At 57.5% G+C, this 25990-nt stretch carries 22 protein-coding genes; 14 read left to right on the plus strand and 8 right to left on the minus strand.

Annotation, left to right across the window (positions count from 1 at the left end):
* Positions 1 to 14: 14 nt before the first annotated feature.
* Complete coding sequence (locus D882_RS0110100; protein ID WP_027923126.1) at positions 15 to 863, minus strand: polysaccharide deacetylase family protein; 849 nt, start codon at positions 861 to 863, stop codon at positions 15 to 17.
* Between the two features lie 252 nt (positions 864 to 1115).
* Between D882_RS0110100 and D882_RS0110105 the strand changes: the two genes are divergently transcribed.
* From D882_RS0110105 to glgP, 6 genes are all read left to right on the plus strand, one after another.
* Positions 1116 to 1676 carry a nitroreductase gene (locus D882_RS0110105; RefSeq protein WP_027923127.1) on the plus strand — a complete coding sequence of 187 codons (561 nt, stop codon included), beginning with the start codon at positions 1116 to 1118 and terminating at the stop codon, positions 1674 to 1676.
* A gap of 212 nt (positions 1677 to 1888) precedes the next feature.
* Positions 1889 to 2512, plus strand: a complete 624-nt coding sequence (locus tag D882_RS0110115; RefSeq protein ID WP_027923128.1) for a Spy/CpxP family protein refolding chaperone — start codon at positions 1889 to 1891, stop codon at positions 2510 to 2512.
* Between the two features lie 62 nt (positions 2513 to 2574).
* Positions 2575 to 2973, plus strand: a complete 399-nt coding sequence (locus D882_RS1000000131960; RefSeq protein ID WP_231986512.1) for a hypothetical protein — start codon at positions 2575 to 2577, stop codon at positions 2971 to 2973.
* A gap of 96 nt (positions 2974 to 3069) precedes the next feature.
* Positions 3070 to 4887, plus strand: coding sequence for a DNA polymerase/3'-5' exonuclease PolX (gene polX / locus D882_RS0110120; protein WP_027923129.1), 1818 nt, complete (start codon positions 3070 to 3072; stop codon positions 4885 to 4887).
* 235 nt (positions 4888 to 5122) lie between these two features.
* Positions 5123 to 7549, plus strand: a complete 2427-nt coding sequence (ppsA, locus tag D882_RS0110125; RefSeq protein WP_027923130.1) for a phosphoenolpyruvate synthase — start codon at positions 5123 to 5125, stop codon at positions 7547 to 7549.
* Between the two features lie 65 nt (positions 7550 to 7614).
* On the plus strand, positions 7615 to 10116 hold the full coding sequence (gene glgP, locus D882_RS0110130; protein WP_027923131.1) for an alpha-glucan family phosphorylase: 2502 nt from the start codon (positions 7615 to 7617) through the stop codon (positions 10114 to 10116).
* Between the two features lie 106 nt (positions 10117 to 10222).
* On the opposite strand, the gene D882_RS0110140 is transcribed toward glgP, so the two are convergent.
* Genes D882_RS0110140 through D882_RS0110150 form a run of 3 tightly spaced genes read right to left on the minus strand, consistent with a single transcriptional unit; the run spans position 10223 to position 12375 of the window.
* Positions 10223 to 10756, minus strand: coding sequence for a flavin reductase family protein (locus D882_RS0110140; protein WP_081743932.1), 534 nt, complete (start codon positions 10754 to 10756; stop codon positions 10223 to 10225).
* Between the two features lie 48 nt (positions 10757 to 10804).
* Positions 10805 to 11770, minus strand: a complete 966-nt coding sequence (locus D882_RS0110145; RefSeq protein WP_027923133.1) for a ribose-phosphate pyrophosphokinase — start codon at positions 11768 to 11770, stop codon at positions 10805 to 10807.
* Positions 11771 to 11808: 38 nt separating this feature from the next.
* Positions 11809 to 12375, minus strand: a complete 567-nt coding sequence (locus D882_RS0110150; protein WP_027923134.1) for a phosphoribosyltransferase family protein — start codon at positions 12373 to 12375, stop codon at positions 11809 to 11811.
* Between the two features lie 258 nt (positions 12376 to 12633).
* On the opposite strand from D882_RS0110150, the gene D882_RS0110155 reads away from it, so the two are divergent.
* Genes D882_RS0110155 through D882_RS0110165 form a run of 3 tightly spaced genes read left to right on the plus strand, consistent with a single transcriptional unit; the run spans position 12634 to position 14933 of the window.
* Positions 12634 to 13518, plus strand: coding sequence for a universal stress protein (locus D882_RS0110155; RefSeq protein ID WP_027923135.1), 885 nt, complete (start codon positions 12634 to 12636; stop codon positions 13516 to 13518).
* Between the two features lie 58 nt (positions 13519 to 13576).
* On the plus strand, positions 13577 to 14284 hold the full coding sequence (locus D882_RS0110160; RefSeq protein WP_027923136.1) for a phosphoribosyltransferase: 708 nt from the start codon (positions 13577 to 13579) through the stop codon (positions 14282 to 14284).
* A complete protein-coding gene (locus D882_RS0110165; RefSeq protein WP_027923137.1) occupies positions 14277 to 14933 on the plus strand; it encodes a dienelactone hydrolase family protein in 657 nt (218 codons plus the stop codon). The genes D882_RS0110160 and D882_RS0110165 overlap by 8 nt, the downstream gene beginning before the upstream one ends.
* A gap of 16 nt (positions 14934 to 14949) precedes the next feature.
* Here D882_RS0110165 and D882_RS0110170 read toward each other — a convergent pair whose 3' ends face one another.
* A complete protein-coding gene (locus D882_RS0110170) occupies positions 14950 to 16317 on the minus strand; it encodes an erythromycin esterase family protein (RefSeq protein WP_027923138.1) in 1368 nt (455 codons plus the stop codon).
* Between the two features lie 410 nt (positions 16318 to 16727).
* Between D882_RS0110170 and D882_RS0110175 the strand changes: the two genes are divergently transcribed.
* Positions 16728 to 17384 (plus strand): c-type cytochrome, encoded by a 657-nt coding sequence (locus D882_RS0110175; protein ID WP_027923139.1) that lies wholly within the window; start codon positions 16728 to 16730, stop codon positions 17382 to 17384.
* Positions 17385 to 17414: 30 nt separating this feature from the next.
* Here the strand turns inward: D882_RS0110175 and D882_RS0110180 are convergent, their stop codons facing one another.
* Complete coding sequence (locus D882_RS0110180) at positions 17415 to 17945, minus strand: GNAT family N-acetyltransferase (protein WP_027923140.1); 531 nt, start codon at positions 17943 to 17945, stop codon at positions 17415 to 17417.
* A 224-nt stretch (positions 17946 to 18169) separates the two neighbouring features.
* On the opposite strand from D882_RS0110180, the gene D882_RS0110185 reads away from it, so the two are divergent.
* Positions 18170 to 19096, plus strand: coding sequence for a universal stress protein (locus D882_RS0110185; protein ID WP_027923141.1), 927 nt, complete (start codon positions 18170 to 18172; stop codon positions 19094 to 19096).
* Between the two features lie 93 nt (positions 19097 to 19189).
* On the opposite strand, the gene D882_RS0110190 is transcribed toward D882_RS0110185, so the two are convergent.
* Both D882_RS0110190 and arcD read right to left on the minus strand, forming a co-directional pair.
* A complete protein-coding gene (locus D882_RS0110190) occupies positions 19190 to 19732 on the minus strand; it encodes an Hsp20/alpha crystallin family protein (RefSeq protein WP_027923142.1) in 543 nt (180 codons plus the stop codon).
* Between the two features lie 88 nt (positions 19733 to 19820).
* Positions 19821 to 21311 carry an arginine-ornithine antiporter gene (gene arcD / locus D882_RS0110195; RefSeq protein WP_032833480.1) on the minus strand — a complete coding sequence of 497 codons (1491 nt, stop codon included), beginning with the start codon at positions 21309 to 21311 and terminating at the stop codon, positions 19821 to 19823.
* 280 nt (positions 21312 to 21591) lie between these two features.
* Here arcD and D882_RS0110200 point away from each other — a divergent pair, with 280 nt between their 5' ends.
* The 3 genes from D882_RS0110200 to D882_RS0110210 all read left to right on the plus strand — a co-directional run bounded on the left by D882_RS0110200 (position 21592) and on the right by D882_RS0110210 (position 25965).
* Entirely contained in the window at positions 21592 to 23874 is a 2283-nt protein-coding gene (locus D882_RS0110200; protein WP_027923144.1) for a heavy metal translocating P-type ATPase, read from the plus strand.
* A gap of 103 nt (positions 23875 to 23977) precedes the next feature.
* On the plus strand, positions 23978 to 24487 hold the full coding sequence (locus D882_RS0110205) for a cupin domain-containing protein (protein WP_027923145.1): 510 nt from the start codon (positions 23978 to 23980) through the stop codon (positions 24485 to 24487).
* A 224-nt stretch (positions 24488 to 24711) separates the two neighbouring features.
* Positions 24712 to 25965, plus strand: coding sequence for a site-specific integrase (locus D882_RS0110210; RefSeq protein ID WP_027923146.1), 1254 nt, complete (start codon positions 24712 to 24714; stop codon positions 25963 to 25965).
* The last annotated feature ends 25 nt before the right edge of the window (positions 25966 to 25990 follow it).

Consider the following 25990-nt stretch of genomic DNA (forward strand, 5'->3'; position numbering starts at 1 on the left):
GACGCGGGTCAAGGTCATGGCGCGCTCCCTGCGGCGGGCACGGGCTGAGTGGTCGGTTCGCCGAGCAGGCGTGCGAACGTGTTGGCGCCATAGGCGTCGGTCATCAGAAAGCGTGGCAGTGCCAGCAGCCGTGCGTGCCGGTCGGCCTTGCGCGCGTCCAGGGTCAAACCGACGACATAGCCTTCATCGGCGGCGAGCGTGATCAATTCGTCGTCGTAGATACCGAACGGCCACGCGAGCATGTCAACAGGGGCGCCGGTTTGCGACTCGAGACGTCGACGTGACTTGTCGAGTTGCGTGTGAACGAATTGCTGGAAATCCGCTGGCGAACGGTGTCGGCGCTCGACGTTGAAATTGGGATGCCAGAACGTGTGCGACTGAATATCCACGAGCCCGGTCTGCCTGAGTGCACGCAATTGCTCCCAGGTCATGGCATAGGACGCGTTGGAAATCGCCGAGGGGTAGATAAAGAGCGTGACCGCGAACCGCTCTCGCAGCATCACCGGCAGCAATTTTTCGTATACCGAACGATGGCCGTCGTCGACGGTGATCGCCACTGGCTTGGGCGGTAGCGTTGCCTCGGGATCGCGTAGCCAGTCGACCACTTCACGCAGCGGCACGATGTGGTAGCCACGCTCGCGCAGGACACGCAATTGCGATTCGAAAGTGCTCATGCGCACGGTCATCGAGTCGTCTGCCGTGTCCGAAAAACGGTGGTAAACGAGGATCGTGACGCGCGGTTCGACCCTCAGCACGGCGTCGTCCGCGCCCCAGGCCACTGCGCAAGCGCCCACCAACACGGCGCGTATCAGAAACCGCAGCGCGGCGCTGCTTCTGGTAGGTACCAGGGTTTTTCCATACATGTCAGCGCTCCTGCGCGAGCCATTTCTCCCGCGTTGCCCGTCTCGCAAGAGCGAACCCGGCCAATCCAGTGTGCAGTGAGCGCACAGCGTTCATCTGATGCAGATCAAGTTCGCGCGACGTGGCGTCGTTCAGACGTGCGCGAGTTGTCTGACGAAACGAGAGGCGGGTTCCGCCTTGATTTGATCTAAATCAACAGCAGGTCCATGCGGGTGGACAACCTTATGAGACGGCCCTTTATCAGGTATGCACTCATGAACATCGACAAGGCAATCTCCGGCCGGCGCTCGGCGCGTGAATACACGACAGAAGCTGTTGATGAGAACGTCCTGCGGCGTTTAATCAGTGCCGCGGCCCAGGCGCCCAGCGCAATGAACCAACAACCGTGGACTTTCACGGTGATTCGCGACCAGGCACTGCTGGATCGAATCTCCCGTGAAGCGAAAGCGCACATGCTCAAGACGATGCCCGCTGGCTTCCATTCCGAGCACTTCCATACGTTGCTCAATGACGAAAACTTTCAGATCTTCTATCACGCACCTGCACTCATCCTGATTTCGGGAAATGCTCCGAGTCCTTGGATCGTCGAAGACTGTGCCCTGGCTGCCGAGAATCTGATGCTCGCCGCCTATGCAGAAGGACTTGCCACCTGTTGGATCGGTTTCGCGCAGAGCTTTCTTAATACGCCGGATGGCAAGCATGCCCTGGGCCTGCCGGCCGAGTGGACGCCAGTGGCGCCCATTATCGTTGGCCATCCGAAATCTGCGCCTGGCCCCCTCTCACACAAGACGCCCGAGGTTCGCTGGATTGGCTGATCGCAAAACACTCTACCGCCCATGACATGGAGGACGCGGATGTGCTTTGCGATGGGCTGGCGATGCGTCACCAAGGGAACACGGCGGCTGCCACTATCGACCGTCTAGCCGCAACCTCATTTGTCTGGCTGTTTTCTGATGTGGATCAGATTATCCACCTGCCTGGCTCCTAATCTCGAACCATCCCCACCACCGTATTGAGAAGAGCTGAAATGAACAAATCAAGCATGATCGGACAATGCATGTTGATAGCGGCGAGTGTTTTCTTGATGCCATCCAGCAGCGTCTTCGCCAACCCACCCCTGTCACCGCAAGCTGGCATGACCCATCATTTCCAGGACTTCGATTGGGTCAAACATACGCAGCGGAGCCTGGATAAACTGAAAGCCAAGCTCAATCTCAAGCCGGAGCAAATGCCCGCCTGGGAGACATGGGCTACCGGGGTCACCGCGGATGCCAATCAGCAACTGGAAAAGGACAAGGCCCGGCGCAACGAGATGGCGAGCGCGAAGCAAGCGCCTCTTGATGAAACGACGCCGGAAAGAATGGCAAAAGGGATAGAGCGTCTGCGCGCAGAAACCAACTGGATGCAGGCGCAGTTGGTGCGTCTGGATGCTGCTCAGGTGCGTACCAAAACATTTTATGACGCTCTGGGAACTGAACAGAAAACCATATTCGACCTGTTCTGGACAGCGATGCATCACAGGAATGCTGGCTATGACGGTTCGCAGATGCCAATGCAAATGCCGATGCAGATGCCAATGCAGATGCCGATGCAAATGCACATGCCAAGACCGCAAATGGACGGCGACCAGGACCAAACAGACCTGAAGTAGGCGCTGACTCACTGTTCGATTGGGTGAACATCATGAACCTCGACACGGTAAGACGGTGCGCGTTGACAGGGATCATCCTGATTGTCACAAGCCTGGCCTTACCGGCCAATGCCGACTCGCATCACGGCGGTGCAGGGGCATTTTGGTGGGGCATAGGCCTGGGACTGGGCCTCGGTTGGGAAGCTGCGCGTATTCCCGGTCCTTATTACTACCCTGCCTATCCGGTTTATTACTATCCCGCTCCGACTTACTACTACCCGGCCAATCCACCTACAGTGATCATCGAATCGCCGCCAGTAATCCTCCCTCCCGGCGCAACCACGGGGGCTGCACCGCCCGCCGCGCAGTCACCGCCCAATTGGTATTACTGCGACTCTGCCAAAGGCTATTACCCCTATGTGCGCCAGTGTCCTGAAGCGTGGCGCATGGTTCCCGCGACACCCCCCGGCCGCATACGCTGAAGGGGTGAGCGGGGCTCGCCCGCCGGTCTGGAGTCAGATCGTGAGTCAATATCAACGCTCAGACGCGTTTTTCATCCCACTGGACGGGCTCTTGCAATGAAGCTCACCGCCGTACCGTCTCAGGAACCGTTACCCGCCTTGCTATCGGCCTCCCTCAAGGACTGGCAGGTGATTGGCAATGATCAGATTGCCGCGGTTTTTGACGAAATTGCTGATCTGCTGGAAATCGATGACGCCAACCCCTTTCGGATCCGGGCCTACCGTAATGCGGCGCGCACGTTAAGGGCGTTGACCTTCGAGCTCGCGGAGACCATCGCGAGTGGCGAACCACTGCCCAAACTGACCGGTATCGGAGTTGATCTGGCAGGCAAGATCAACGAAATCGTTACCACCGGAAATTGTGCTTTGCGCCAGCGGTTGCGTTCGACATTACCGCCCGGATTGGTTGAACTGCTGTCCATCGCCGGATTGGGCCCCAAACGTGTCAGGCACCTGTATCACGATCTGGGGATCGAAACCGCGCAGCAGTTATGCGAGGCGGCTCGACAGGGGCGAATCCGCCATCTGCCCGGCTTCGGCGAAAAGATGGAAACGCGGCTGTTAAGTGCCGCGCAGCAGGGGATCGGAAAAGATCACCGTTTGCCGCTGGCGTTTGTGGAGCCCGTGGCGCGCCGGCTGATCGAATACTTGCAGCAGCTTGCGGGCATCGAGGAAGCAACGGTGGCCGGAAGTCTGCGTCGCATGCGCGACACCGTCGGTGATATCGACATCCTCGTGGCCGCAGCGCCGTCTGTGAACGTCACGGCACACTTGCTCAAGCACCCGGAGATTTCCACCGTGTTGGTTAAAGGGCGCACGCGTGCCAGCGTCGTGCTGGGTTCAGGCCTGCAAGTGGATGTGCGTATTGTAAAACCGGCGCAATTTGGCGCCGCTCTGGTGTATTTCACTGGCAGCAAGGCGCATAACATCGCGATTCGCCAGAGGGCCCGGAAGTTGGGGCTCAAACTCAATGAATATGGGGTGTTCAAGGCCGCAGAATGCGTGGCCCATACCACCGAGGTGGCGGTTTATCAGGCCTTGGGGTTGGTATGGATCACCCCGGAACTGCGCGAAAATCGCGGTGAAGTCGAGGCGGCACTGACAGGTCGTTTACCGAGGCTGATTGAGTTGAGCGACCTCAAAGGTGACCTGCATGCTCATACCCGTTACTCGGATGGCGGCAATAGCCTGGAAGAGATCGCGTTGGCGGCGCAGCAAGCCGGGTTGGAATACCTGGCAATTACCGACCACTCCCGGTCCCTCAGGGTGGCCCATGGTCTGGACACTGATCGATTGTTGAAGCAAATCGACCAGATCGATTCGCTCAATGCCCGTTTGCAGGGCATAACCTTGCTCAAGGGTGTTGAGGTCGACATTCTCGAAGACGGGCGCCTGGATCTGCCGGACGACATTCTGGGGCGCCTGGATCTGGTGGTGGGCGCCGTCCACAGTCATTTCGGCTTGACGCTGCATCAACAAACCCAACGCCTGCTCAGGGCCATGGATCATCGCTACTTCAGCATACTGGCACACCCCCTGTGTCGGTTGATCAATGAACGCGCGCCTCTGAACATGGACCTGCCTGCAATCACCAAGGCAGCCGCTGAGCGTGGTTGCTGCCTGGAACTCAACTCGCAACCCCAGCGCATGGATCTGTTTGACCTGCAGTGCCAATACGCCAAGGATCAAGGGGTGCTCATCAGCATCAATTCGGACGCCCATCGCACCGCGGATTTTTCTTATTTGCGCTACGGGGTCGCTCAGGCGCGCCGAGCCTGGCTGGAAAAACACGATGTGCTCAATACCCGTTCGCTGACCTCACTCAAGTCGTTTTTACGGGATGGCGGTGGTCGACCGCAAAGCGCACAAAACTGATATCAGCCGTTGACAGTCTTGTTGTCCGGGGTCCGGGGTCCGGGGTCCGGGGCCAGTTGGTGTCCAGGTACACCTTCTGCACAAATCAAAAAGGGGGCTGAAACTCCCCGCTATTACTGCTCAAAAGACGCAAATTGATCTAGATCAACACACGCAGACGGCATCAAGCCATAAAGCTTTGTATAAAGTAGAAACGGCCGACAAAGTCTCCCCCATCCAATGGAGAAACATCGTGATGCCTTCACATATCCGCTGGTTCAAAGAGCTGGGTATCAACGATGTATCGCTGGTGGGTGGCAAGAACGCCTCGCTGGGAGAGATGTACCAGAACCTCACGACTGAGGGGGTATGCATCCCCAACGGCTTTGCCATCACCGTTGAGGCGTATCGTTATGTACTTGATCACAATAGGGCCTGGCAGCCTCTGCATGCGGCACTTGACGGACTCGACCCCGCCAACATCAAGGATTTGCAGGCGCGGGGGAAAAAGGCGAGGGCGATTGTATATGGCTGTTCATTGCCGGAAGACCTAAAGACGGCGATTTTGCACAGTTATGCCCAACTCAAAAAAGAATACGGCGAAAACATTTCATTGGCAGTGCGTTCCTCGGCGACCGCTGAAGATTCGCCGCAGGCCTCATTTGCCGGGCAGAACGACAGCTATCTCAACATTGCCGGTGACGATGATCTGCTTGATGCCTACAAACGTTGCCTGGCATCCAACTTTACCGACCGCTCCATTCACTACAAATACGACAATGGCTTTGATTACTACAAGGTCTATCTCGCCGTCGTGGTCATGAAAATGGTGCGTAGCGATATCGGGGCCAGTGGCGTGATGTTTTCGCTGGACACGGAAACAGGCTTCAGGGATGTCGTCTTCATCAATGCCGCACTGGGGCTTGGCGAGAATGTGGTGCAGGGCACAATCGACCCCGACAGCTTCTATGTGCACAAACCCAGCTTTCTCCAGGGATATCGGGCGGTCTTGAAGCGCAGCCTGGGCAGCAAAGCAAAGAAGATGATTTTTACCGACACGCTCAATACCGGCAATATCGCGGTGGAATACACCGAGAATATTGACACGCCCCACGAAGAACGAACCCGCTTTAGCCTCTCTGATGCGGATGTGATGGTGCTGGCCGACTATGCCATCAAGGTTGAAAACCACTACTCGAGCAAAGCCGGTTTTTACAAGCCCATGGATATGGAATGGGCCAAAGACGGGATCGATGGCCGCTTATATATCGTACAGGCGCGACCGGAAACGGTGGAGTCGCAAAAGAAAGGCAGCGTGCTTGAGATTTACCATCTCAAGCAAAGATCAACAGTGCTGCTCAAGGGCAGGGCGGTCGGTACCCGAATTGGCGCCGGCAAGGCGCGTGTCATCAACGATGCCAAGCATCTCAGTGATTTCCAACCGGGCGAGGTGCTGGTCTCAGATACCACGGCACCCGACTGGGAACCTGTCATGAAGACCGCAGCGGCGATTGTGACGAGCCGGGGCGGCCGGACTTGTCACGCCGCCATCGTGTCGCGTGAACTGGGCATTCCCGCCATCGTGGGAACCGCAAACGCGGCAGAGAAAATAGAAACCGGCACACCGATCACCATTAGCTGCGCCGAAGGCGAAACCGGAAATGTCTATGAAGGCATTCTGGATTTTGACATTCAGCACACCGATCTCAGCCAGCTGGGACATCCAAAAACAAAGATTATGATGAACCTGGGCAATCCTGATCAGGCCTTTAGTCTTGCCTCGCTACCGGTGGATGGCATTGGTCTGGCGCGTATGGAATTCATTATCAATGAGTACATCAAGGTGCATCCGATGGCGTTCGTACACCCGGAAAAGGTGGATGACACGACACGCGAAAACATCGCTGCCCTGAGTATTGCTTACAATGATCCTGCGGACTTTTTCGTCAAGACCTTGGCCGAAGGCGTCGCCACAATTGCGGCGGCGGTGTATCCAAAACCCTGCGTCGTGCGCATGAGCGACTTCAAAAGCAACGAATACGCGACCCTGCTGGGCGGTCAGTATTTCGAGCCGGAAGAAGACAACCCGATGATCGGCTTTCGTGGGGCGTCCCGTTATACCCATAGTGCCTATGCCGAAGGTTTTGCGCTGGAATGCGCGGCAATGAAGCGGGTGCGCGACGAGATAGGCCTGACTAACGTCAAATTGATGATCCCTTTTTGCCGCAGAGTGGAGGAGGGTGAAAAGGTGTTGGCAGCGATGGCCAGCCATGGCCTCAAGCGCGGAGAGAACGGACTGGAGGTCTACGTCATGTGCGAGATCCCCAACAACGTCATCCTGATCGACGCCTTCGCCAAACTGTTCGACGGGTTCTCCATCGGCTCCAATGACCTGACCCAATTGACGCTCGGCGTGGATCGCGATTCGGAAATCGTCGCCTTCGATTTCGATGAACGCGATCCGGGAGTGAAACAGATGATTCGTCTGGCGGTGGAGGGAGCAAAACGCAACGGCCGCCACTCCGGTATCTGCGGACAGGCGCCGTCTGACTATCCCGAGATGGCTGAATTTCTGGTGGAAATTGGCATCGACTCGATAAGCCTCAATCCGGATGCAGTGCTCGCCACGACTCGGCATGTTCTGGCGGTGGAAAAGCGCCTGTCACTTAATCGCACACCGTAAAGCCGTTGCCGCATGGCCCGCCTGATCAAGATCCGCAAAACTGCCGATTACATTGAGGTGTCGACGTGTATGCCTTCTTGCCACGTGAGTTGCCGGAGCCACTCTGCACACTGACCGAGCTCGCGCTTAACCTGCGCTGGACCTGGAATCATGCACTCGACGACCTGTGGAAATCGATTGACCCAGAACTTTGGGAGCGCACCCATAATCCGTGGATGATTCTGCAGAATGCTTCGCAGCAGCGTCTTGACGAACTCTGCCGAGATGCCCATTTCTCGCAGAAACTGGCACACGCCATTGCAGAGCATCGGAGTTATCTCGACGACTCAGGCTGGTATGCGCAGCGGCAAGCGGCTGGCGATTCGGCGCGTATCGCTTATTTCAGTATGGAGTACGGTCTGAGTGAGGCCTTTCCGCTCTATGCCGGCGGACTCGGTGTGCTTGCAGGGGATTACCTCAAGACGGCGAGCGATATGGGCGCTCCAATCCTTGGGGTGGGTTTGCTCTATCAGGAAGGCTATTTTCGGCAATACATCGACGCGCAAGGCAGGCAGCATGAGGCCTATCCATACAACGATGCCACCAGCCTGCCGATTCAGCCAACCATCGGAAATGAAGGGGCCTGGCTGAAAATCGTGCTGCAACTTCCCGGCCGCACTTTGTATTTGCGTATCTGGCAGGCCATTGTCGGACGTACGCGCCTGTACCTGCTGGACAGTAACGATCTGCGCAACGGTGCCGCCGATCGCGGTATCACCTCTAAGTTGTACGGCGGTGGCTCGGAAATGCGTTTGCTCCAGGAAGTGGTGCTCGGCATCGGTGGCTGGGCGGTACTCGACGCACTGGGGATCGACGTGGACGTGTGCCACCTTAACGAAGGTCATGCCGCACTGCTTGTGCTGGAACGTGCCCGTCGCTTTATGCACAAGATGGGAACATCGTTCTGGGAGGCGTGGTGGGCAACGCGTGCGGGTAATGTATTCACAACGCATACGCCAGTGGCTGCGGGTTTCGACTCATTTCCACCCGCGCTTATTTACAAGTATGCGCGCGAGTTTCTCGAAGACTGTCGCATTTCATTGCGCGAACTGCTTGCGTTGGGCCGGCGTGATCCGGCGAACGACGATGAGCCTTTCAACATGGCTTTTCTGGCATTGCGTGGGTGCGCCCAGTGCAATGCCGTGAGTCGTTTGCATGGCGAGGTCAGCCGTCGATTGTTCAGTGATCTTTATCCACGCTGGCCGCTTCAAGAGATACCTGTAGGGCATATTACCAACGGCGTCCATGTGCCATCCTGGGATTCAGTGTGGTCCGATCACCTGTGGACCAGTACCTGTGGCAAGGAACGTTGGCTCGGCACGGTGGAGTCTCTCTCAGGGACGGTCTCCAACAGTGATGACAGGGCCTTGTGGACGATGGCCGCCGAGCAACGCCGCGATTTGGTGCATTACACGCGTCACCGTTTGGCATGGCATCTTGGACAACGTGGCGAGTCACCGCTGCACGTCGAAGAAGCCGCGCAGGTGCTCGATCCCAATTGCCTGACGCTCGGCTTCGCGCGGCGATTCACCGACTATAAGCGACCGAATCTGTTGCTGCATGACCCGGAGCGCCTGAGTCGCCTGCTAACCGATGAACATCGACCGGTCCAACTGATCATCGCCGGTAAAGCCCATCCCAATGACGAGCAGGGCAAGCAGCTGATCCAGGCATGGATGGAGTTTGTTCATCGTCCAAATCTACGAAGGCATGTCGTGTTCCTGGAGGATTACGACATTGAACTGGCCCAACAGTTGGTGCAAGGCGTCGATGTCTGGATCAATACACCGCGACGACCATGGGAAGCCTGCGGCACCAGTGGTATGAAGGTTCTGGTCAATGGCGGACTGAACCTGTCCCAACTGGACGGCTGGTGGGCGGAGGCGTACCAGTCCACCTGCGGTTGGGCGATCGGCGACGACGCCCCCAGCGACGATGTCGCCGACGCCGAGTGCTTGTACCGCTTGCTCGAAGAAGAAGTAGTCCCCACCTTTTACATGCGCGACACGCAGGGAATTCCACGAGGATGGGTGCAACGCATGCGCGCCAGCATGTCGCAATTGGGGCCGCAATTCAGTAGCAATCGCATGCTGCTCGAATACCTGGACGGTTGTTACCAACCGGCGATCCAGGCTTTCCGACGCCGTAGCAAGGATATGGCCGAGCTCGCACGTGCGCTTCATGCCTGGCAGAAGGCGGTTGCCTTGGGATGGGACAACATACATTTCGGCACGGTCGATGCGAAACACGACGGCGAGCGGCTGTACATCAGCGTTCCAGTCTACCTGGGGGAGATCGCACCGGAGTGGGTAAGGGTGGAACTCTATGCCGGCCCGTACGATGAACACCCGGCAGAATGCCTGCCGATGAACGCTGTCGGGCCCATTCCCGGCGCCATTCAAGGCTATATCTTTTCTATCTCGGTCTCTGCCACGCGGCCCGTGGATGGCTACACCCCTCGGGTACGCGCCTGGCACTCAGACGCCTTTCTGCCAGCGGAAAATGCACTTATTGCATGGCAACGTTGACGCTGACCCGCCTTCACTCGACCGATCTCAATGTATTTCAGCTGGAAGATCAGCACGACGATGACAAGTCCATTTGAATGGGTGATTGCGCACGACCACTAAACACCTAGACACCCTCTGGAAGCTTCGACTGCATCCTTTCTCTTCTATCCAGTTTGCGTCCGTCCACGACGAAGGAACCATCACCCACTGAATGAATGGTTCGTGTCTCTTTGCGTGAATCGTCGATGTAGGCGGCGAGGCCTTCGAGGACAACAATATTGTGCTTCTCGATGACATCGATAACGTTGCATTCGATATTGGCCAAGCACTCCTTAATCAAGGGTGACCTGACATGTTTGCCTTTCACGGGCGTCAATCCGAATGTTGCAAACTTGTCTGTGTCCGCACCGGAACAGGTTCCCACACCAATAACGCAATCGATCAAATCGACGGTGGGGATTGAAATGACGCACTCCTTGGTTTTCAGGAGCGCGGCGTATGAATAGTTCCAGGGGCCGGTGGTCATGGCGAAAGTCGGCGTAAAGCCCATCACCATGGTCCACGAAATGGTCATGATGTTGTTCTTCTGGCCGTCATTTGTGGTGACGAAGACCACCGGGCCTGGCTCCATCAGTGTGAATGCTGTGTTGATTTTCATCTTTTTCAACGTCAGGCACTCCCATTGGCTCTGATCGACAGCTTCCGCTCAGACGGAATCGAATGCCCCATTTTCAGCCAGCAAGGTGGCTATCTGGGCGGTGCTGTCGAGTACGTGCACGTGCTGCGTCACACACTCGGACAGCAGGCGAAATGGCGGCACGCTGTCAGAGATCGCAATGTGCTCGAAAAGCAGCGGGTCGAACAGTTGGCTGCCCGCCGTAAACAAACCATGGGTCGCCGCGGCGAATAATCGGGTGGCTCCACCCTTTTGACAGGCAAGGCCCGCATGCTTCAGCGTTTCACCGGTACTGATCAGGTCGTCGAAAACAATGGCTGTCTTACCCGATACGTCGCCCACCAAGAGGGTGCCCGTCAGCGTCGCGTGAGCACGGTGCTTTTCCATCAGCGCACTGCCCACTGAGCGTCCCAGTTGTCGTTCGAGGGCCTGACGAAACTGTTCGGCGCGCTTGGCACCACCGGAATCCGGGGACACCGCTACCACGTCGGCGTCGCCGACGAACCTGGCGAAATGCTCGGCGAATAATTCTGTGCACTGCACGTTCCACGCAGGAATGCGAAAGGCATTGTCGAACGCGGCCGGATTATGCACCTCCAGGGCAACCAGACGATCAACGTGGCAGGCTTCAAAAATGGTCGCCAGGTAGCGGGTGATCGTTGGGTCTTGAGGTTGGCTGCGACGATCTTTGCGTCCGTAACAGAGGTAGGGTGTTACGACTTGCACATGGCGAGCACCGGCATCCTTGAGTGCTCCGCAAAAGAACAACAGGCGACACAACTTATCGTTAGCGCTCTGCCGATCATCCCCATACAAGGAATGGAACACCACGACCTCGCGACCGTTAACCGACGCCAGCGGTCGGCATTTATGTTCGCCATCTTCATAGTTGCGTTCTTCATGAAGGGCCAGTTGGCAGCCAAGCCGCTGCGCGACGCGGGTTGCATAGTGCTCACTGCCTTGCAGGGCAAAAAGAAGCGGGCGGTCAGTGAGCATGCATTGGCTCCTTTGAGGTTTATCGAACAGTTGCGCCATCATCGGACAGCGCCATGCCGTAACACTTCAATGCAGAACTCCATTTCGTAGGGCGGGACGTTGCATTCGACGATGTCATGGGCGGCAACTTGCAGATGCACGCCGATAATGTCGGCACGGATCGGTTGCTGGCAAACATGCCGATCAACCAATACCGCCGTGTAGACCCGACGGGCCCCCAGTTGCGCCAGATAGGCACAGGTGCGCAGGAGTGAATGGCCCTCAAAAAGCACATCGTCGACAACAAGCAGGGTTGTATTGGCAAGGTCCAGCGCTCCCAGAAGCGGGTTCTCGGTCAATTCCGTGTGTGCATGCAGGACCTTGAGGTCATCGGCATAGCGCTTGACCTTCAGGGGGTACAGCGGCAGTTCTGGCTGGCCGGTCTGACGCGAAAGATGCTGCTGTAAGCGCTGTGCCAGAGGCTCGCCGCGGCGCTGGATGCCAATCAGTGCCGATTGAGCGGGCGGCAACAATATCGCCGCTTGGCGCGCCATCGCCTGCAGCACGCCATCGAGTTCATCGCTGTCGTACAAGCGCAACCGCTGACTCGCAAGTGGGGCAGACATTGCCGTCTCCTGTCGAAACCGATCAACCGCAAAAAAGTGCGGGGCCACTGCCAACGTAATCCCGCTCGGCTCGGCCCTATTGATATTGATCAAGTACGGAGAAATGAAATGTCAATCCATGAGCGGCGTTAGTCCATTGATCGGTCTTGCGCAGGGATTTGATATAAATCAACGCCTGGGCGACATCAACGGAGGACTCTGAATCAAACGCTGGCGTCTGATCCGGCGCGTCAAGTCCCCCCTGTCTGGAGTCAGATCATGAGCCAATATCAACGCTTGTTACTCATCATCAACCCGGCCCTGCGCCATTCCCCTGCGATAAACCATGCGGCCGCCCTGGCCAAGGCCAGCGGCGCGAGCTTGCATATTGCTGCGTTTATAAAGCCGTTGAAGATACTGTCACTACTTGACGAAGGCGAGCAGGAAAAGGCCCTGGAAAGCTATCGTCAGGACCATCGCGACTGGCTGCAGAACCAGGCCACCAAACTCCACGCTCTCGGGCTCGAAGTGACGACGGAGGTGGCGTGGACCGATGACATGAAGCAAGACATTCTTGATCGCGTCACGGAAATGCAGCCCGACCTGTTGATCAAGGAAGTGCAACACGAATCAGCGCTCAAACGCGCGTTCTTCACTCCGCTGGATTGGCATTTGTTGCGCCACTGCCCAATACCGATCTATCTGGTGGGCGGCGGTGGCCATGCCTTGCCGCGCAAGGTCGTGGCGGCGGTTGACGCTTCGGATACGGCGCCTGCAAACAGCGAGCTGAACGAGCGGATCATTCAGCAAGCCACCAACCTGGCGTTGCAGTGCGATGCCGAGTTGCACCTGCTGTATGCCTGCGATCTTTCTGGGGTCTATCTGGCGGACATGGGGGGGCTGGCGCTTCAAGACATCACCAAAGAGTTGCGCACCACCGAGGAACAATCGTTCATTAAATTGGCCGGTCGGTATGGCGTCCCCTCTGACCGTCGGCATTTTGTTCTCGGACACCCGGTCTCGGCGTTGAGCGATTTTGCCAGCGAGCAGAAGGTGGATGTGATCGTGATGGGCAGAGTCCAGTATCACGGCCTGGAGAAGCTGCTGGGCAGCACGACCGAACACATTCTGTACCAGGTGCCTTGCAGCGTTCTGGCCGTCTAGATCGGGCCAGGCCATGTTGAAACGAAACGACAGGCGTCATCGCCTGGGGAGGTTTTTCATGAGTCAAAGCCCCTCATTGCAAACCACGTTGAAGGACCGGAAAGAAGCCGGTCGACGTCTGGTGGAACCGTTGCTCAAATACGCACAGCGCCCCGATGTCATCGTCCTCGCCTTACCCCGTGGCGGCGTTCCGGTCGCCTATGAAGTGGTCAAGGCCCTGGACGTGCGCCTGGACCTGATGCTGGTGCGCAAACTGGGCGTGCCGTCCAACCCGGAGTTCGCCATGGGCGCCATCGCCAGTGGCGGTATCCAGATCCGAAATGAAGAAGCGCTGCGGGCCCACCCGATTTCCCCGGCCGCATTCGACGCCGTGGTCGCGCGTGAAACACGGGAATTGCAGCGGCGCGAGTTGCTGTACCGGGGCGCCCGGCCACCCTTACAGCTCAAGGGGCAGGTGGTGATTCTGGTGGATGATGGCCTGGCGACGGGCGCCTCGATGATGGCGGCGATCCGCGCGGTGCGTATGCAGGCACCTGCTCGTATCGTCGTTGCCGTGCCGGTTGCGCCGCTGGAAACGGTGGACACGCTGAGCTTCGAAGTCGATGAGGTGATCTGCCCACTCATGCCTGAATGGATGATGTCGATCGGGTATTGGTACTTGAATTTCCCCCAGACCTCGGACGAAGAAGTCATTGATTTGTTGCAACTGGCCTGGCAGCGAGAAGCCGCCACCAGCGCCAAGGTTCAGGGGAACGTCGATGACTGAGTCGCACTATCGACAGCTGGACCTGAAAGACGTTGAGTTATCAGCCGACTTGCGTCTGCCGGCCAACCCCTGCGGTCTGGTGGTCTTCGTGCATGGCAGCGGCAGCAGTCGTACAAGTCCGCGTAATCAGTATGTCGCCGAGTCGCTGGCCAGCAGGGGGCTGGCGTCGCTGCTGTTCGACCTGCTCACGGAGCCAGAGCAACGGCTGGACAACCTCACCCGGGAGTTACGTTTCGATATCGCCTTGCTCGCCAGGCGACTGGTGGAAGTCATAGACTGGGTCGGTCGGGACGTGAAGTTGCACTCGCTACGAATCGGCCTGTTCGGCGCAAGCACCGGTGCTGCGGCGGCGTTGTTGGCGGCGGCCGTGCGCCCGGAGGTGGTGCATGCGGTGGTCAGTCGGGGAGGGCGCACCGACCTGGCGGGGGCTGCATTGTCGCAGGTGAGGGCACCCACTCTGCAGATCGTGGGCGCCCAGGACCCGGTGGTGCTCGAATTGAATGATCAAAGCAGTCATGCCTTGCGGTGTGAGCAGCAGCTGGAAATCGTGGCGGGCGCGACTCATCTTTTCGAAGAACCGGGCGCCCTTGAAGAAGTCGCCAGACTCGCTGGCGACTGGTTCGAGAAGCATTTGCACGGCCCCGCCTGACAACGCCTGATCGGCCTCACACGCCAAACGGATAGGTTTCGTCTTCCGGTTCGAGTCTCTGGCTTTTCGGCAGCGCCAGTGCTGTCACGGGTTGGGTCTGTTCAATCCAGATCATGGCGTCGAACTGTTCGGCCAGCGTCGCTTCGAAGTAGTGACTGCCACGCTCGGTTTCAGGGCGGTAAATCACCCCGATGGCCCGCTCCAGCAATGGTTTGGACAACACACGGCGCAGCGCTTTGCGCGTTGGGTCTCGCCAGTCGGTCAATGACGCCGGCACACCCGCCATTAGGAACTGGTGCTCCCAACTGTCCGGGCGAGAGGGCCGGATGTCCTTGATGAGCATGTCGCCGTCCCAGTCATCGGCCGCGGCCACCTGGCCACGGTCGGTGCTCATGCCGATCAGAACAGCATCGCGCCCATAAGCACTGCGGCACAGCTGACCGATGTTGAACTGACCCTTCCAGCCCATTTCCGTCGCAGCCGCGTTGCCAATATGAGAATTGTGCGCCCAGACCACGGCTTTGGCTTGTGGACCCCGGTGCTCAAGCAGTGCCCGAAGTGTGTCGAACATGTGCCGGTCACGCAGGTTCCACGAGGCGGTCGACCCTCGATAAATCGCACGGTAATACTGTTCCGCCGCCTGCACCACCCGAGCATTTTGCGCCGCATTGAAGAATGCCTCGTCGTTCTGGATGAGCCCGGCCAATTGTTCAGCCAGCATGGCGTCGAGCTGTTCGATCACCGGTTGCTCACAAGGCATCAAGCCGGCACGTTCGACGAAGTGACCATACAAGGCGGGATCATCCTGCCAAGGGGTCAGACAGCCATAGCGCCGCCGGGCTTCGTGGGCCAGCTGTGGGTCGACCCGGTCCAGATAACTCAGCACCTCATGGATGGAGTTGCGCAAGCTGTATACGTCCAGCCCGCGGAACTCGACGCGACGCTCAGTGGCGAGGGTGTGGTTGTATTGATGCAGCCAGTGGGCGAATGCTCTCACGTCGGTGTTACGCCACATCCAGGTCGGGAATCGGCTGAAGATGTGACGTTTCCACGCCGAGTGTGCCAACCCCCGGACATACTGGTCGACATGGCCTGCGTCCGGCCAGTCGGCTTCAACGGCCACAATGTTGAACCCGTGTTGCTCAATCAGCCTTTGGGTGATCGCTGCCCGGGTTCGATAAAAATCACTGGTGCCATGACTGGCCTCACCAATCATCACCACGCGCGCATCGGCATAGCGATCGAACATTTCACCAAAGGCGGATGAGTCCAGCGCCGGCAGAGGCTCGGCGTATTGGCGCAGAAGCGGTGCGATGGCAGCCTGGTCAATGTGCCGAGGTGAGCCATACAGGTTATCCAGCATGTCTTGGGAGGGTGTGTTCATGACCGTCGTCCCCGTAAGGGTGGGTTACCACCAGCGGTATTGCGCTTGCGCACAACTGCCGGAAATCGATCCGCAGGTCCTTGACACATTGTGTTTAAACGCAAGCTTTTGTGTCGCTTCATCACCTGTTTGAGTATTCCTACACCTTGCTCCAGACAAACAATTGAGTTTCGTCAATAAAGGGTGCAAAGCCTTAAGAGAAGGTGTCGTGATCCAGTATTCGCTGATTGCCGAATATGACCTGACGCGATGGGCGTTATTCTGAATGCAGGCTCGCAAGGCTCATTCTGCTCTGACCTTGTAAATGGTCTGCGTCTAGCTAGGCTCCAGCCTAGGGCTGTCATCAGCAGAGGGAATTGAACGGCAGGTGAAGGACGCGTATTGATCCGCTGAACACAGGGGCGTAGATCATGGAAGCATTTGGCATGAAGAGTTTTTTCAACCGATCACATCTTGCTCTTGCCCTCTGCTTGGCAGCGCTCATGGGGTGTACCCGTACGAGCGAAGAGCCATCGCAAACAACCTCGCCCATGTCCGGTATCGTCATGAACGACCAGGTTTGCGCCCAATGCCATGGCCAGACGGGAGAGTCCTTCTCGCCATTGTTTCCCAAGTTAGCCGGGCAGCAAAAAGAGTACCTGAAGTTGCAGTTGGCTGACTTCAAGGACCATGCACGCAGTGATAAAACCGGGACTCAGTACATGTGGGGATTTACCCATCTGACGCAGACCCAGATAGCCGAACTGGCTGACTATTTTTCAAGTCAGAGCCCCATGAAGGCGGATGCCGACACACCCGATGCCCGCGGTGAATTGATCTTTCGCCAGGGCTTGCCTGGGGCGGGCGTCGCGCAGTGCAGTTCGTGCCACGGTGCTGACGGTCAGGGAGATGGCCCGATTCCCCGCCTGGCGGGTCAACATGCCGCTTATATGAGTCGCCAGATCAAGGTGCTTCAACAGACCGAACTGCGCCCCCGGGACGCCCTGATGAAGCAACATCATTCACTGTCGGATGCGGATGCCGAATCTGTCGCCCATTACATGGCAACACTGGGGGCAAAAAAATAATGGCTTTTCGCTGACAGCGCTCAAGTCGTTTTACAGGTACAGGCCGTGAATCACCTGACGGGTATCAAAGGGATCGTTGCGCGTTTCGAAGCCCAGGGATCTGGCCAGCTCGCGCATCGGGGCATTGCTGGAGGCGTCGACCGCATACATCTGGTGGAAACGGTTCTTGCGCGCGGCCCTGATCAAATGTGCCATCAATAGCGTCCCCAGCCCCAGATGCTTCCATTGATCGGCGACTGTCACCGTACATTCACACTTATATTCGCCCGTGGCGACATAACGGCTGACGCCGATCTCGATCAATTGGCCATTTTCGTGGACCAATGCGATGTATGCCAGGCACTGCTTGTTCCCGGGGTCGTTGATCTGCGTGAGAAAGCGCATGTGCCGGGACTCAGGGCACAGCTGTTTGATGAAGCTGTACTCTCGCTCGCGGTCTTTTTCCGTCAGTTGCCGGATCAACACGTGACGACCATCCTTGAGCGCTTCGATCCAGTATTTCCCAGTGACTTTGGAATAGGCTTCAGAGGCCCGATCATCAGGGTCTTTGACAGTGATCATGATGCGATCCTCCAGCCGACTTCAAAGGTTGGCGCGCAGTGGAAAATCTCGCGATTCACTTCTTTCTACTCCGCTGACTGCGCCTGAATATGATCTGGATCAGCTCTCTTGTGACAGCGCGCTCAATTGCCTGGATTTGATGTAAATCAAACAGGCAAAGGGCGCAACAAGCGCAGTCTTTGAACATGGCCACGCTATGGGCCGGTGTAGAGAGGAGGTGTGTCATGGCCCACTATCAACGCTTGCTGCTGATCGCCAACCCAAACCTGAAAGAGGCCCCAGCCTTGCTGCGTGCCATCGCCCTGGCCAGGGCCAGTGGAGCCATGCTGGATGTACGAGCCTTTATAGAACCGGCGCCCATGGCGCCAGTGTGGGAAGAGAACAGAGACGAGGAGGGGGATCAGCGATATCAGCGCCATTATCTCCACTGGAGGGACCAGACACTTCAGCGTCTCAATGCACAGGGATTAGAGGTGAACGTGCAAGTTGTCTTTACCTGCGATCCAGTGCTCGACATCTTGAAATGTGTAGAAGCGCTCAAGCCCGACCTGGTCATCAAGGATGTCACGGTAGACCCGGTACTTGGACGGGTGTTCGTTACACCTTTGGATTACCATTTGCTGCGTGGATGTCCCGTTGCGTTGCACCTGGTCAACCAGGTCCATCATGAGTTGCCTCATCGGATCGTCGCCGCTGTGGACCTGTTTGATACGGTCACACAAATCCATGATGTGAACGATGCCATTATTCAGGCAGCTCATACGCTGGCCGTGCAATGCGACGCATCGCTGCACCTGCTTTACGCCTATGATTTATCGCCTGCATTCAATGGCGATACGCCGCTGATCACCGGCGGCTGGAATGTGGCCTTCATGGATGGGTTGCGAGAGTCCCTTCATCAGGCCTTCAACACCCTGGCTGAGCGCTATGGCATTGCTCCAGAGCGCCGGCATTTTTTCATGGGGCTGCCGATGCCGGTGATCAGTGCAGTTGTCGATGATTACCAGGTTGACGTCGTGGTGATGGGCACCGTGCATCGGGTGGGCACTGATCGATTCATCGGCAGCACTATGGAGCGCGCGCTGTATTCGTTGCAGGGCAGCATTCTGGCGGTCAGACAATCCAATTCCTGCGTCGAAGAAAACTTGTGATCGCAGCATTAACGCGCGCCTTGTTTCAGTCTTTTGCAATGAACATAAAAAAGCCCCCACCGGTTTCCCGACAGGGGCAGGGCAGCCTGGGACTCACTCGCCTTTGATTGGCACGACTTTATCCGCTTTCATGGCCTCGGGCTTTTTCGGCAGCGAGATGCTCAGCACTCCCTTGCTGAAACTCGCGTCGATCTTCTCGGCATCGACACCTTTGGGCAAGTTGAACACCCGCTCGAAGGAGCCGTAGTGACGCTCGCTGAGGTGATAACCCTTTCCTTTCTCTTCCTTGTCCTCTTTCTTTTCGCCCTTGATGATCAGGCTGCCGTTGGACAGTTTGATCTCAATGTTTTTCTGATCCATGCCGGGCAGCTCAGCTGTGATTTCGTAGCTTTTGTCTTTCTCGCAGATGTCCACGGCAGGCAGGCTATGGCCGATCAGTTCCCGTCGCCAGAGCGGCTCGACATCAAACAGCCCGCGACCGAATGGCGACAGCCCCGAGCCTCGATTGAAGTCTTCGAACAGGTGATCAACCTGTTGCCGAAGCTTTTCCAGGGGGCGCCAGACGTCTGTTGTCACTGGATGCTGACTGGCTTTGTCGTCGCTATGAACCGGTACTTTTTTTTCACTGTTGCTCATTTTGATTTCCTCCTCTTGGGTAATAGAGATGGATCGCGAACACCCGTTTGGCGGTCCACCACGACAGAACAAACACGTGATACTGACCTTACAAGGCCAGTGTCCCGGACCACAGCATCCAGCCGGCGAAGGCTGCGGCCGTCCAGATAATGATCAACAGCCCGGTCTCAGGGCCGCTGAGCGGTTGTCCCTGGCGAGACCTGATGGTGGCCAGGTAAATCAACGAACCGGGGGCGTAGAGCAAAGCGCTGAGCAACATGTATTTAGGCCCGGCGGCATACAGCAGCCACAGGCAATACAGCGTCGCGACCGCGGCGATGGCCATGTCACGCAGTTGCAAGGCGCGGTGGCCGGCGTAGGTCTGGCCCTGCAAGGTCAGTTTCAGCGCATACACACCGCTAAACAGGTAGGGCAGCAGAATCATCGAGGTGGCCAGGGAAATCAGCGCAAGGTAAGTGGCGCTCGAGTACAGCGTCAGTAACAGGAACAGTTGAATGCAGCCGTTGGTGATCCACAGTGCATTGGCCGGTACACCTTGGGTGTTTTCCACGGCGAGCGTACCTGGCATCACCTTTTCCTTGGCTGGTGTGAACACCGACTCCGCTGCGAGCAGCGTCCAGGCGAGCAGGGCGCCCCCCACCGAAATGATCAAGCCGATGCTGATCAGCACTGCGCCCCATGGCCCGGCGGCAGCCTGAAGTACGCCGGCCATCGAAGGGTTTTTCAGGGCGGCTAACTCCGGTTGTTTCAGAATGCCCAGTGACAGCAGCGACACCGCAATCAACAGCAACAGGGTGATGACAAAACCGATGACGGTGGCGCGACCGACGTTGGCGCGTTCTGCGGCGCGGGCGGAGAACACGTTGGCGCCTTCGATCCCGATGAACACCCAAACGGTGACCAACATAGTGCTTTTGACCTGATCGAGGGTGCTGCCCAGCGCGGGCGAGCCCCAGAAATCGACCGTGAAGGTTTCACGCTGGAAGGCCGCGATCACCAGACCGATAAACAGCAGCAACGGTACGATCTTGGCTACCGTGGTCAACGCGTTGGCCCGGGCCGCAGTGCGCATCCCTCTGAGGATCATCCAGTGCAACGACCACAGCACCACGGACGCGCCGGCAATCGCCGCTTTGTTATTGCCTTCACCGAACAGCGGGAAGAAATAACTCAGCGCCGCGAACAAAATCACCAGGTAGCTGACGTTGCCGATCCAGGCGCTGATCCAGTAACCCCAGGCTGAGTTGAACCCGAGGAATTCGCCACCCAAGGCACGCGCATAGGCAAACACACCGTTATCCAGAGCCGGTTGACGGTTGGACAAGGTTTGATAAACCAGCGCCAGCGACAACATGCCGACACCGGTGATCAGCCAGCCAATCAGAATGGCTCCGGCGCCGGCACTGGCCGCCATGTTTTGCGGCAGGCTGAAAATGCCGCTGCCGATCATCGAACCGACCACCAGCGCAATCAGCAAACTCAAGGACAAGCGTTTGGGCTCCACCTTTCGCAAACTGCCTGCAAGTGGGTGGGCAGTCGGCGGGATGACCGGTTGGGTGCCTTGCAGGTGCGTAGCCATGGGAGCCTCCACGAAACGAGAGTTTCTGCACACATCGAATGCGATGTGTACGAATGCTGACTCTAATGTCTACGTGTCCGTCCAACGCCTGATTGATTTAGATCAGAAAGACGGCAAACACCCGATTTGCCCGGGCACAACCATGACTTGTGTTGTATCGAACGCCGAAATTGCGGCGCCCCGCGGACACGAAAGGCATTCGAGTCCTAAGCTCTACCTCGATGAACGACAGATGTTTTTACAGCGAGGCATGCACATCGCTTTTAAGGAACTCACTTCAATGCTCAGTAAGTGGCTGGACCCCGTTCTGTTGCTGCTCACCGCACTGACGCTGCTGGCCGGCGGCATTGCGTATGTTGCGCAAGCACCTGATTGGGCATCGAGGTGCTGGGCCGCGGGAAGTCTGGTGATGTCTGCGGTACTGCTCGTTGAAATCGTCAGGCGCCTGGCCCGGCGCGAGGCCGGTGTCGACCTGATCGCGCTGCTGTCGATCACTGCCGCCCTGGTCTTTGACCAGACACTGGTGGCGGCGGTGATTGCCTTGATGCTGGCGACTGGACGGACCCTGGAGTTTTTCACCAAGCAACGCGCTGACCGTGAGCTTCGTGCGCTCATCGACCGGGCGCCACGTTTTGCCTGGCTGCAGGAGGAGGGCGGCTTGCGCGAGATTCCGGTTGAGCAGGTCCAGCTGCATCAAACATTGTTGGTGCGGATGGGAGAGGTGATCCCGGTCGACGGTCGGCTGCTAAGTCCTGCGGCCATTCTGGACGAATCGGCGCTCAGCGGTGAGTCGCTGCCTGTCACCCGTCGAGAAGGAGAGCAACTGCCCAGCGGCGTTTCCAACGTCGGTGCGCCCATCCTGCTAATCGCCACGCGAACGGCCGCGCAGAGTACCTACGCGGGCATCGTGCGGCTGGCCGAGGAGGCACGTCGTTCGCGCGCACCTTTCGTGCGCCTGGCCGACCGCTATGCCTTGTTCTTCATCCCACTGACATTGCTGATCGCCGGATTGGCCTGGCAATTGAGTGGCGATCCTTTGCGCGCGCTGGCCGTGCTGGTGGTGGCCACACCTTGCCCTTTGATTCTGGCCGTACCGATTGCCTTCATGTCGGGTATTTCGAGGGCAGCGCGGCGCGGGATCTTGATCAAGGACGGCGCGACCGTGGAAGCGCTGGCCGGGGTCAAACAAGTGTTTCTCGACAAGACCGGCACGCTGACCAGCGGCCATGCGCGCCTGCAGTCGATAGAGGTCAACGGACTGGGCGATCCGCAGCGCCTGCTTGCCCTGGCCGCTTCGCTGGCACAGGCCTCGACGCATCCTGTTTCCCAGGCAATTGTTGAAGCGGCCCATCAGCGCCAGTTGCCGCTCAGCGTCCCGCAGACAGTAGAAGAAAGCCCAGGCTCTGGACTTTGTGGGCGCGTCGATGGCGTGCAGGTGCGTTTCGGCACATTGTCTTTTGTTCACAAAGCGCCCCCTGAAACCGACTGGGTCGCCGCCATGCTGCGCCACATGGATTACCTGGCGTGCAGTGGAAGCTTCATCGACGTGGATGGCAAACTCGCAGGCCTGCTGGTTTTCTCGGACAAGGTTCGGCGCGAAACCCCGCAGACGCTGCGTCGACTGCGCAACAGGGGCATCGAAAAGATCGTCATGCTCACCGGGGATCGCCTGGAAACCGCGGAGATGATTGCGCTGTCTGCCGGGATTGACGAGCTGCGTGCCGGGTTGACCCCCGAGGATAAAGTGCGTGCCGTACAGCAAGGTTGCCTGCGCGCTAGCACACTGATGGTCGGCGACGGCATCAACGATGCCCCGGCGCTGGCGGCGGCCAACGTCGGCGTAGCCATGGGGGCGGGCGGTGCCACGGCTTCTGCGCAAGCCGCTGGCGTTGTGCTGTTGGTGGATCGTCTGGATCGCCTGGTCGAGGCGTTGGACATTGCCCGACGAACCCGCTACATCGCACGCCAAGGTGTGCTGGTCGGGATGGGAATGTCATTGCTGGCCATGGCGGCAGCCGCCTTTGGCTACTTGCCGCCGCTGATTGGCGCCGTGGTGCAGGAGGGCATCGACGTCGCGATCATCATTAACGCCTTGCGGGCATTGGGGCCGTTATGGGCGTTGAGGAAACGAGACCTTACCGCAGAGCACATCGATCACCTGCAAGACGAACACCAGCAACTCTCCACCGTGCTGAGCGATCTGCACCAACTGGCCAGCGACTTTGCCCAGCGCCCACTTGCGCAAGCACAGACAGACTTGCAGGAACTGGTCGACAAGCTGCAAACATCACTGGCGCAGCATGAACACGAAGATGAAAACACACTGTACCCGCTGCTGACGCAAAGCATGCCGGGGGAGGACCCGATGTCGGCCATGAGTCACGTGCATCGAGAGATTTTTCGCCTCATCCATTTACTGGCGCGCATGAGCGGCGACTTCAGCGCCGACCCTGCGACAACGCCTGCTGATGAGATTCAGCATCAGCTGATCCGTCTGGATACCCTTGTGCGACTGCACTTTGATCAGGAAGAGGAACTGTTCCGTTATCTGGACGGGCGCTAGAAGGTTGCCAACTCGACTAAATGGGTATTTAGTCGAGTTATGTCGCTAAATACTGCAAACATGCAGATATATACGTCGATAACGCTAAATAGGGGTTTCCATAATGGCTTTAAAGACACCCTGGATAGAAGAACTGGTCGCAGCGCTCGATCTGGAGCCCCATTTGGAAGGCGGCTACTACCGCAGAACGTATCAGTCAGACGATCAAAGCATGGTCACAACAACCGGTGGCCAGCGTTACCGAATGACGTCGATTTTCTATCTGCTAACGAAAGATTCTCCCGTTGGCCATTTTCATCTCAACCAGTCCGATATCGTTCATTACTACCATTTGGGTGACGCCATCGAGTACTCGCTGATTTTTCCGGACGGTACGTTGAAGACTGTCTTGATGGGTAGCGATGTCATCGCAGGAGAATGTTTGCAGCTGAATGTACCTGGCGGCGTCTGGAAAGCTTCGCGGCTTGTAGAGGGATCGGCAGGATTCGGTTTGATCAGTGAAGCGGTGTCGCCCGGGTTTGATTACGCGGATATGGAATTGGGTGCTCGAGAAAAGCTCAGTGAGCGGTTTCCTGAGTATTCGATGCTGATAGAAAGGCTTACACGCGGATAAGGGCTTGAGGTGAATTGAGGGCTGCGAAATCTGCGTGCAACAACCGGGCTGATCCTGAAATACGTTGTTACGTGTAATGTATATTATGTTAAACGACAGGTCATGTCATAGATGTTCATGAGCTGCCCAAGCCACTGATTCGACAAACCCGCTTCTGGCGTCCACTCTCTCAACGGGCCATGTACTTCGTGTTCATGGCGAGTCCTTGAATGAGGTGGCTGCCGATGAAGCTGATTCAGTGCCGTTACTCATCTGGGCAGCGTGTACCGTTGCTCGTGCAGACCGGAGATGTGGCGCCGTTGCCCATGCTTGTCCCGTTCATCTACGTTCAACTCAAGCTAAGGTACCGCGCTTACAACACTGCTGCGGCACATCTGCGTGCGATCCAGACGTTCTACACCTATGCCAAAACTCGAGGTCTGGATATCGATGAGGCCATCTTGGCCTGCCACTTCGAATCGATCCTGGCTTTACTGGACGGTTACGCCATTTGGCTCCAAAGCGGCCGTCAAGCCGACAACCTGATCGCCCGAATCGGCACAGCTGATATGGAACCTTTTCCGAAGATCGATCCTCGTACCCGTGACCAGTACCTGCGATTGCTGAAGCTATACCTGTCCTGGTGTGTTACCCGATACATCCCGCGCGCTCGTCAAAACTCAACCACCCTGGCTAACATCGAGGTGGTATTTGCAGATGTCGCCGACGTCATTGAACGACGCTTTGAGAGCCACATCATCAATGTTCGTCCCGACCATGCTCGTTACCGCAGCCTGACAGATACGCAACTCCAGATCATTCGCACACTGATTCGCCCGGGCGCTGCAGAGAATCCGTTTCCAGAACGATTGCAGTTGCGCAATTGGCTAATGATTGAATTGCTGTTGGAGACGGGTATACGGCGCGGTGAGCTTCTGAAGCTCTACACCACGGACATCAATCAGGGTTCACAACATGCCTATGTCAGTATCAATGATCGCGAAAATGACCCAGGTGACCCGCGCGCTGAAGAGCCTGCGCTGAAAACGCACGGACGGACCGTAGGTATCTCCGCACAGTTGTATGAGGTCTATGAGCGCTATATCCAGAGCGAGCGGCGCCCAATGCGTGACGGCAAACCGATGAAATTGCCATACCGCTATTTGTTCATTTCGGATCGAGGGCGCCCGCTGTCGATCCGCGCGTTGTCTAACGTCCTTGATCGGCTGTTTCTGACCATTGAACTGGCTCATCCGGGGTTGTTGCCTACACTTTCCGCGCATGACTTTCGCCACACCTTTGCCGACCGGTTTTTGGCTTACCTGGTCGAGCAACGTGGGTATGACCTCGAGCGGGCCACGGACGAACTCCGGCGAGTCTGCGGTTGGTCTGACACTTCGACGATGCCACGCCGTTATGCAAGTCGTTATCTAGCGGAGTCGGCCAACCACCACAATGCCCAGCGTGCCTCGGCAGCCTGGCGCCGATTTGACAGTTAGGGAGGTTCGCTGTGACTAAATCAGT

This window comes from Pseudomonas sp. URMO17WK12:I12, from assembly GCF_000514395.1.
GTDB classification, from domain to species: Bacteria; Pseudomonadota; Gammaproteobacteria; order Pseudomonadales; family Pseudomonadaceae; genus Aquipseudomonas; species Aquipseudomonas mucoides.